Raw genomic sequence first — 3,572 nt, forward strand, 5'->3', positions numbered from 1 at the left:
GCTCGGGGGCGCGCCCGCCGCCGTCGACCGCGAGGTCGACCCCGAGCACGGGCGCGATGCCGGCCGCGGTCGCGGCCCGGACGAAGCGCACCGCCCCGTAGAGCCCGTCGCGGTCGGTGAGGGCGAGTGCCGGCTGCCCGAGCTCCGCGGCCCGGGCCACGAGGTCCTCCGGTGTCGTCGTGCCGTGGCGAAGGGAGAACCCCGAGGCCACGTGCAGGTGGGCGAAGGTCACCCGGCACCACCCCTTCGCCGCGCGTCCTCGAGGTCGTGCGCTGCGAGGTCGTGCGCTGCGAGGTCGCGCGAAGGGGGGATCGCGGCCAGCTCCCCGACGACCCGGACCGGGGGCAGCCCGAGCACGCCGGAGACGATCCGCACGAAGTCCTCCCCTTGGCGGAGCAGGTCGTCGACCTCCCGGACCGACATCGGCCCGGACGCCCCGTGGCCGGGGCGGGAGCCCCCTTCGGGCAGGACGGTCGCGAAGAAGTCCGCCCACTCGGTCAGCTCGGGCGCGACCCGCGGCAGCAGGTGCCACACGTCGACCGGACCGTGTCCCCGGGCGGCCCCCGGCGAACGACCGCGCACCGAGAGCACCGCAGCCGCCGCCCGCAGGACGGCCAGCTTGGTACCGGCGCTGCGACCGGCCACGGAGGCGGCCATGTGGGCCGCGGCCAGGCTCTCGCCGGCTGCGGCGAGCAGGTCGAGCGCGGCATCGAGACGATCGGGGTCGAGCACGGGCAGAGCACCCATCATCGCCACCTCAGTCCTGGGTCCGCAGGAGCAGCCAGCCGGGGGCGCCCCCACCCGGGGTGGCCTCGTCCGACGCGTCGACGCCCAGGTCGTAGACCCCCGGGGTGCTGCTGCGGCCGCGCTGGGCACTGACCCGCCAGACCTGCCGGGTCAGCGGGACCTGGGCGAGCGGCCGGTCGGCCCCGCGCCACCACGCGCACCGCTCCTCCCAGTGGTCGACGACCTCCATCACCCGGTAGAGCCGCCCCCCGCCACAGGAACTGCTCCGGCGATGCACCCCCCACGCGCACCTCGATGGGCTCCTCGACGACCCTGACCATGACCGCTCCCTCCACTCGAACACCTGTTCGAACACAGTAGCCCGGGGGGCGGACATCGCGTCAACCCCGGTCGACGTAGGCTGGTCGCGATCCCGTGATCCGAGCACGGGACACCGACACCCCCTTCGCCACCTGGAGCCGACGTGCCGCACCCGCTGGACCTGGACGACCTGCGCTCGCGGGTCCAGGACCGCATCGACGCCGAGCTGGACCGCTGGGAGGTCGAGCTCGCCGAGGTCGGCCCCGAGGTCGCCGACCTGACCACTCCTGTGCGCACCCTCCTGCGGGGCGGCAAGCGCCTGCGGGCCGGCTTCGCCTACTGGGGCTGGCGCGCCGCCGGCCGCGACGACCACGAGGGCGCGATCTCGCTCGCCGCCTCCATGGAGCTCTTCCAGGCCGCTGCACTCATCCACGACGACGTCATGGACGACAGCGAGACCCGCCGCGGCCAGCCCGCGACGCACCGGGCCCTCTCCCGCGCCCACGCCGAGCGCGCCTGGCACGGCGACCCCGACCACTTCGGCGTCGCCGGGGCGATCCTCGCCGGCAACCTCTGCCTCGGCTGGTGCGACGACCTCTACGCCGGCTCGGGGCTGCCGCCCGAGGCACTCGCCGCCGCACGCCCCGCCTTCGAGCGGATGCGCGGCCAGCTCATGGCCGGTCAGTTCCTCGACATCGTCACCTCGATGCGCCCCTGGCACCAGCTCGCCGACGACGCACGGGTCGACCAGGCCCGCCACGTCATCACCTACAAGAGCGCCAAGTACTCGATCGAGCACCCCCTCCTCATCGGCGCCACGGCCGGCGGGCTCGGCCCGAGCGACCTCGCGGCGCTCTCCCGCTACGGGGTGGCGCTCGGCGTGGCCTTCCAGCTGCGCGACGACGTGCTCGGCGTCTTCGGCGACCCGGACGTCACGGGCAAGCCGGCCGGCGACGACCTGCGCGAGGGCAAGCGCACCGTGCTCATCGCCCGCACCCTCGCCGGCGCCGACGACGTGTCGACGACGCGGGTCGACCAGTGGCTCGGCGCGCCCGACCTGACGAGCAGCGAGGTCGACTCCTTCCGCGCGCTCATCGTCGACACCGGCGCGCTCGAGGGCGTCGAGGCCGACATCAGCCACGGGGCCGAGACCGCTCGGGCCGCGCTCGCTGAGGCGACGGGCGTCGCCGAGCCCGCCCGACGGGTGCTCGACGAGCTCATCGACCTGACGACGGCCCGCAGCACCTGAGCCGCGCCGGCCCGGTTGCGCGACGCACGGTGCGCCGCGCCACGGGCCTCAGGCCTCCTCCATCGCGCGGCGCCGCACCTCGGTCTTGAACCCCGCGCGGATCGCCTCGATCGGCGTCGGGCCACCGGGCAGGCTCTCGTCGCGGGCAAACATCCACTCGACGATCTCCTCGTCGGAGAAGGCGGCATCCGCCAGGACCGTGAAGGTCCCCGCGAGCTCCGGCAAGGGCTCGCTCTCGCCGAGGAAGGCTGCGGGCACCGACAGCACCTTGCGCTCCCCGCGACGCAGGGCGATCAGCTGCCGCTCGTCGACCATCCTCCGCACGTCGGACAGACGCACGCCGAGGCGCTCGGCGACGTCGGGGAGGGGCAGCCAGAGGGCGAGATCAGGGGTGTTGGTCACGCCGGTCAGTGTGGCAGAGCGCGCGCGGCGCTCTCACCTTCGGTACGGTCGACGGCGAAACCACATACGTCACACGCGTCACAGGCACCACAGGCGGTGCCGACCTCCCGCAGCCAGGGCGTCCCCTGCGCCCCCGACATCGGAGTCCCCCACATGGTCCTTCCGCTCATCGTCCCCGTCCCGGCCACTCCCGTGGTCCCGGCCCTCGACCTGACCACCGAGACGATCACGCAGGCCACCGCCTCCCAGGGCACGCGCCACCACACCGTCCGCGACGGCGAGACGATCTACGACATCGCCGCCCGCTACCGCGTCTCCCCCGGCCGCCCTCCTCTCGCGCAACCACCTCTCCTCCGGCGACTTCATCCACCCCGGCCAGCGCCTGACGGTGCCGGCTCGCTCCGGCGGGTCCTCCCCTTCGTCGGCCAAGCCGGCCCGCTCGGGGGCCACCCGCACGTACGTCGTGCGCAGCGGCGACACGCTGACCGGTGTCGCGGCCCGCCACCACATGAGCGTCGAGCGGCTGCGCTCCCTCAACGGCCTCGGTGGTGGCTTCATCCACCCCGGCGACACGCTGCGGGTCACCGGCACCGCCGTCAAGCCCGCCAAGCGCGCCACCACCGGCCGCACCACCACGACGCACACGGTCCGCTCCGGCGAGACCCTCACCGGCATCGCCGCCCGTCACGACATGTCGGTGACCCGCCTGGCCAAGCTCAACCACGTCGCCAGCGGCGAGTTCATCCACCCCGGCACCACGCTCAAGGTCACCGGCACGGCGTCGAGCACGCCTGCGTCGAGCAAGCCCGCGACCACCAAGCCCACGGCCACCCAGCGCAACACCTTCGCCGGTCGCACAACCTACTCCGACGAC

6 protein-coding genes are annotated in these 3,572 nt (G+C 74.3%); 2 read left to right on the top strand and 4 right to left on the bottom strand.

Annotated features, from left to right (window positions below; all coding sequences use genetic code 11):
• The 3 genes from B277_RS13960 to B277_RS20390 all read right to left on the bottom strand — a co-directional run.
• A partial coding sequence (locus B277_RS13960) for a PHP domain-containing protein (RefSeq protein ID WP_007929381.1) occupies positions 1–232 on the bottom strand: 232 nt, incomplete at its 3' end.
• Positions 229–747, bottom strand: a complete 519-nt coding sequence (locus B277_RS16215; protein WP_128277127.1) for an SAV_6107 family HEPN domain-containing protein — start codon at positions 745–747, stop codon at positions 229–231. The genes B277_RS13960 and B277_RS16215, both read right to left, overlap by 4 nt.
• 10 nt (positions 748–757) lie before the next feature.
• Positions 758–1,123 (bottom strand): DUF6504 family protein, encoded by a 366-nt coding sequence (locus B277_RS20390; protein WP_420795275.1) that lies wholly within the window; start codon positions 1,121–1,123, stop codon positions 758–760.
• An 87-nt stretch (positions 1,124–1,210) separates the two neighbouring features.
• Here B277_RS20390 and B277_RS13975 point away from each other — a divergent pair, with 87 nt between their 5' ends.
• A complete protein-coding gene (locus tag B277_RS13975; RefSeq protein WP_007929388.1) occupies positions 1,211–2,296 on the top strand; it encodes a polyprenyl synthetase family protein in 1,086 nt (361 codons plus the stop codon).
• A gap of 48 nt (positions 2,297–2,344) precedes the next feature.
• On the opposite strand, the gene B277_RS13980 is transcribed toward B277_RS13975, so the two are convergent.
• Positions 2,345–2,698: an Rv2175c family DNA-binding protein gene (locus B277_RS13980; RefSeq protein WP_007929394.1), complete on the bottom strand. Its 354-nt coding sequence runs from the start codon at positions 2,696–2,698 to the stop codon at positions 2,345–2,347.
• A 388-nt stretch (positions 2,699–3,086) separates the two neighbouring features.
• Between B277_RS13980 and B277_RS16225 the strand changes: the two genes are divergently transcribed.
• The coding region (locus B277_RS16225; protein ID WP_156811801.1) for a LysM peptidoglycan-binding domain-containing protein at positions 3,087–3,572 on the top strand (486 nt) is incomplete at its 3' end.

Origin of the sequence: Janibacter hoylei PVAS-1, from assembly GCF_000297495.1 — a bacterium.
Classification (GTDB): Bacteria; Actinomycetota; Actinomycetes; order Actinomycetales; family Dermatophilaceae; genus Janibacter; species Janibacter hoylei.

Bases quoted from the DNA above. Each gene is read 5' to 3' on its own strand.
- B277_RS16215 (WP_128277127.1), bottom strand. From the start codon at position 747: ATGGGTGCTCTGCCCGTGCTCGACCCCGATCGTCTCGATGCCGCGCTC.
- B277_RS20390 (WP_420795275.1), bottom strand. From the start codon at position 1,123: ATGTCCGCCCCCCGGGCTACTGTGTTCGAACAGGTGTTCGAGTGGAGG.